Origin of the sequence: Streptomyces sp. (genome assembly GCF_050698815.1) — a bacterium.
GTDB lineage: Bacteria > Actinomycetota > Actinomycetes > Streptomycetales > Streptomycetaceae > Streptomyces.
Map to the genome: position 1 here is coordinate 1 of NZ_JBOHCV010000487.1, position 4,789 is coordinate 4,789.

The following is a 4,789-nucleotide window of genomic DNA, read 5'->3' on the forward strand; positions in this document are numbered from 1 at the left end:
ACGGCGCCCTCGCTGTGCCGCCTGTCGAGTCGTGTGACGGCTGAGGCCGTCCGGGACCCCTCGCACGGGTCGGCCGGGCGCGTTGCGCGTAGGCTGTCGACGGACCGGGCCACCGCGTCTGAACTGCGGTGATGGCAAGGGAGTTGGCCGGTCTGCGTGCGGTCGGCGCGGCCGCCGCCGAGAGGGTCCAGCAGCCTAGCCCCGGGGACCGGTCCACGCGCGTCTTTCCGGTGAACCCGACCACCAAACCCCGTGTGACCTATCCCACTCAGCACGGAATTGCCTCAGCCCACTCGCGTCCGGCAGGGTGTGGGTTCTGTCAGGCCCCGCATACGGCACACCAGTAACCCAAATGGTGCGACACCGCACAGCAGTACAGAACTGAACAGCAGTCACGCCGTATGCCGCCCGAGAACCACGCGGGTCCTCCCTCTCGAGGGGAGGTCCCAACCGGGCCCGTACCTCCGGTGACCAAAGTTCCGAGGAGGTCAGTGCCAGGGGCACGATTTGCGCCCGCGCGGTCACTCACGCGGGCACGTTGGAAGGAATGCGTGTGACTCGGATCTCCGTCCGGGGATTCGCCGTGGCGTCTGCCACCGCGGTCACCACCGTCGGCGCCGTCGTCGGTGTGGCTTCCGGTAGCCAGCAGGGCCAGCCGACGAACGAAGTCGAGGCCACGGCTGCTGACGCGACGCTCCTCGCAGACATACCGGCGGGCCGGCAGGCCCAGGCACAGACCGCCTCCCTGACGCAGCAGGCGAACACGGCATCCAAGGCCGCGCAGGAGGAAGCCAGGAAGGCTGCGCAGGAAGCCGCCCGTAAGAAGGCCGCCGAGGCCGCCGCTGCCAAGAAGGCAGCGGCCGAGAAGGCAGCCGAGGAGCGTGCGGCCAAGGCCGCGGCGGACCGTTCGGCGCGTGCCGACGCCGGGGACTTCGGCCAGCAGAGCTCCTACTCCACCGCCGAAGTCAAGTCGATGGCGAAGCAGATCGTCGGCGCGGACCAGTTCCAGTGTTTCTCGAACATCGTGGATCACGAGTCGGGCTGGAACTACAAGGCGAGCAACCCGAGCTCGGGTGCCTACGGTCTGGTCCAGGCACTGCCCGGCACCAAGATGGCCTCGGCCGGCGCCGACTGGCGTACCAACCCGGCCACCCAGATCAAGTGGGGCCTGAACTACATGGAGTCCCGCTACGACAGCCCGTGCGGCGCGTGGGACTTCTGGCAGGCCAACAACTGGTACTGAGGGTACCGAGGGCACTGGGCCCGACAACTTCACACGCTTCGCGCGGCACCCCCGCCCCGGGATCACGGGCGGGGGTGCCGCGCGTTCGTACGGGTGGTGAACATCATCGCGAGTCCGCGGTCAAGCAACCCGCACGCGGGTACCGTCGTCCTTCAACAGCAACGGAACACGATGTATCGAGCTTGGCGGCGGGCGCGGAGGACGCGGGATGACGAGCAGGATGGACAGGCTGCGGGACGGCGTGGCGCGCGTGGGGGCACGGATCGCCGAGCGCCGCGCCGAGCAGGTGGCCAAGGGAGAAGCGGTCACGAAGGTGGCGGCGCGGCCCCATTCCTCCCCGACGGAACCGGACCCGGGTGACGCGCCCGTAGCCCCGCCCTCGCCCGCCCTCACCCACGGCGGCAGGCCCGCGCCCGCGGCCGTGGTGCCCTGGGGCGTACGGGTCGCCGCCGAGACCGGCTGGCGGCTGCTGGTCCTGGCGGCTGTCATCTGGGTGCTGATACAGGTGATCAGCTCGATCAGCCTGCTCGTCCTCGCCTTCTCCGCCGGGCTGCTGGTCACCGCGCTGCTTCAGCCCACGGTCGCCCGGCTCAGGCGGCTCCGCGTCGGCCGGGGACTGGCCACCGCGATCGCCTTCGTCATCGGTTTCGTGGTGATGGGCCTGATCGGCTGGTTCGTGGTCTGGCAGGTGGCGGAGAACCTGCCCACCCTCACCGAACGGGTGCAGGACGGCATCGACGAGATGCAGCGCTGGGCGGTCGACGGCCCGTTCCACGTACCGCAGGAGCAGGTCAACGACATCGCCAAGAACCTGAGCCAGTGGCTCGGCGACAACAGCAAGGAAGTCACCTCCGCCGGACTGACGGGCGTGACCGTGCTGCTGGAGTTCCTGTCCGGCGCGGTGCTGGCGATGTTCGTCACCCTCTTCCTGCTCTACGACGGGAAGCGGATCTGGAACTGGGTGCTCAAGCTGGTGCCGAGCGCGGCCCGCGAAGGCGTCGCCGGTGCCGGGCCGCGGGTCTGGGGCACGCTGACCGGGTACGTGCGCGGGACCGTCATAGTCGCCCTGATCGACGCCATCTTCATCGGTATCGGCCTGTGGATCCTCGACGTGCCGATGGCGGTGCCGCTGGCCGTCATCATCTTCATCTTCGCCTTCATCCCGATCGTCGGTGCCGTCCTCTCGGGTGTGCTGGCGATCCTGGTCGCCTTCGTCACCAACGGTATGGTCACCGGACTGCTGGTGGCCGCTGTCGTGCTCCTGGTCCAGCAGATCGAGAGCCACGTGCTGCAGCCCTTCATCCTCGGCCGGCTGGTGCGGGTCCACCCGCTCGCCGTGGTGCTCGCGGTGACCGGCGGCAGCCTCATCGCGGGCATCCCGGGGGCGGTGGTCGCGGTGCCGCTGGTGGCCGTGATCAACACCGCGGTCGGCTATCTGCGGGCGTACGCGCACGAGCAGGGTCTGACGGCGGCGACGTCCGCGGCGGGCGCACCGCTGACGGCCACGCCGCCGCCCGCCGCTTCGCCGGTCCTCTCGGCCGCACCGTCGCCGGCCGCCCCGAAGGCGCCGGCGTCCACGGCGAAGACGTCGACCGAGCCTGGGGCGTCCCCGACCGAGTCCGCCGACGCGCCTCCGCCGCCGGCGGGGCCGGCGGGGCCGTCGGAGGGGCCGCAGGGTCCGGACGGACCGGACCGCCCCGGGCGGTAACCCGCTCACCGGGCGGTCGGTACGACGGTCAGTACGGCGGTCAGTACGGTGCTTCCCGCGCGTCCATGAAGCGCTTCAGACGCTGGACGTCGGTGGTGCTCCAGTCCTTCGGGGGCGTCACCGCTGTCCACGCCTCGACCGAGCCGGTCCCGTACCGGTGCCCGTGCGGTGCGTCGACGCCGTAGGAGACGGCCACGTCGACCGTCGTCTGCCAGAAGGTCACGAACGGGAACCAGCCGACCTCACCCGTGATGTCCGGGCCGAGCGGTTCCCGCAGCCACCGCGGGCGGTTCAGGGCCAGGTCCCCCGACCACCACACGACCGCGTCCGAGGCGTTCTGCAGGTAGACCACCCGCGGCTGCCGCCACGGTCCCGGCGGGCGGGCCAGGTCCTTCGCCGGCCACTGGGCGAAGCGGAAGTGGTGCCCCCGCTCGTACTCGGGGCGCCAGACCGGGCTGCCCCGGTCGCGGTGGGCGGTGATCTCCCTGCGGATCGGCGAGAAGTTGGGCGAACCGGCCAGCACCGCGCCGTCCACCTTGGACAGCATGTCGTCCGGGCCGTCGAAGGCCGCCTCGACGCCGTACGCGCCGAGGCTCTCGCCGAAGACCACGAGCCGCGGCCGCCGCTGCTCCGGCTCGGCCAGCCAGCGCGCCCGTACCGCCTTCACCAGCGCGCGGTTCGCCCGCCCGGCCTGCTCCTTGTCCACGACGAATGAGGCCCAGCTGGGCAGGTACGAGTACTGCATCGCGACGATGGCCGTGTCGCCGTCGTGCAGATACTCCAGCGGCTCGGCGTCGGTGGAGTTGACCCAGCCCTTGCCGGTGGTGCCCGCGATGGCCAGCACCTCGCGGCGGAAGGCCCCCGTGCGCTCCAGTTCCGCGACGGCCAGCGCCGCGCCCGCGGCGTAGTGCCCGCCGCTCTGACCGGTGCTCCTGCGGCCCACGTACACCCGTATCGGGTCCTTCGCCGGCCGGCGGGTGACCTTGCTTATCCGGTGGGCGGTCAGCGTCGAGCCGGTGAAGTTCCGGCCCTCGTAGCCGAGGTCGCGCCATTTCACCAGCGAGGTGGGACTGCCGGATACGAGGGGGGAGTTGGACTGGATGATCCCGTCCTTGGTGCCGCGGTCGGTGCGCTCCGAGATCCGTGCCGCGATGTCGATCACGCCGCGCTCGAAGACCACGTCGCGGGTGCCGACGGTCACCGCCGAGGCGCTGATCAGCAGCCCGGTGACGACGGCGAGGGGCCGCGGCACGAACCGGCAGAGTCGGCGGATGAGTTCGCGGGTGCACAGGCGGACCGTACGGGCGAGGCACAGCAGCACGCCGCACAGGCCGAGCGCCATCAGCGTGATCATCATCGAGTGCCAGGTCAGCGTCTCGGGCACCTCCTGCAGCGCGCGTAACTCGCGCTGCATGCGGGCGCTTTCGGACAGCGCGAAGACGGTGAGGCCGAGCGCGAGGACGTAGTACGCCTGCCAGCCGTGCGCCCGCCACCGGGTGTTCGGGCGCCAGGCGACCCACCGGCGGCACGCGGGGCCGAGTGCGATACGGAGCAGCCAGCCGGCCAGGGAGCCGATGGCGTAGCCGATCGCGGCGGTGATGCCGCCGATGACGCCCTGCAGAAACCAGGGGCGGGGCACGAGGGAAGGCGTGAGGGAGAGCCAGAAGAAGACGGTGGCGAAGCAGGTCGCGGTCAGGCCGGGCCACCGGCGCACCAGCCAGACCGGGTCGGGGCGCTGCCAGTACGGACGCCGCGCGACGGCGAGGGTGCGCACGGCTGCTCTGCGGACCGGACCGGAACGGGAGTCCTCCGGCGCGGGCGTCGGCTCGGCGGCGACC

3 protein-coding genes are annotated in these 4,789 nt (G+C 71.4%); 2 read left to right on the plus strand and 1 reads right to left on the minus strand.

Annotation, left to right across the window (positions count from 1 at the left end; translation table 11 throughout):
* Positions 1-553 precede the first annotated feature (553 nt).
* Positions 554-1,243, plus strand: a complete 690-nt coding sequence (locus ACRDP3_RS17495) for a transglycosylase SLT domain-containing protein (protein ID WP_431517891.1) — start codon at positions 554-556, stop codon at positions 1,241-1,243.
* Between the two features lie 208 nt (positions 1,244-1,451).
* Positions 1,452-2,951: an AI-2E family transporter gene (locus ACRDP3_RS17500; RefSeq protein ID WP_431517892.1), complete on the plus strand. Its 1,500-nt coding sequence runs from the start codon at positions 1,452-1,454 to the stop codon at positions 2,949-2,951.
* Between the two features lie 40 nt (positions 2,952-2,991).
* On the opposite strand, the gene ACRDP3_RS17505 is transcribed toward ACRDP3_RS17500, so the two are convergent.
* Positions 2,992-4,725, minus strand: coding sequence for an alpha/beta hydrolase (locus ACRDP3_RS17505; RefSeq protein ID WP_431517893.1), 1,734 nt, complete (start codon positions 4,723-4,725; stop codon positions 2,992-2,994).
* Positions 4,726-4,789 lie beyond the last annotated feature (64 nt).

Excerpts from the sequence above, each read along its gene's own strand:
- ACRDP3_RS17500 (WP_431517892.1), top strand. The coding sequence starts at position 1,452 with ATGACGAGCAGGATGGACAGGCTGCGGGACGGCGTGGCGCGCGTGGGG.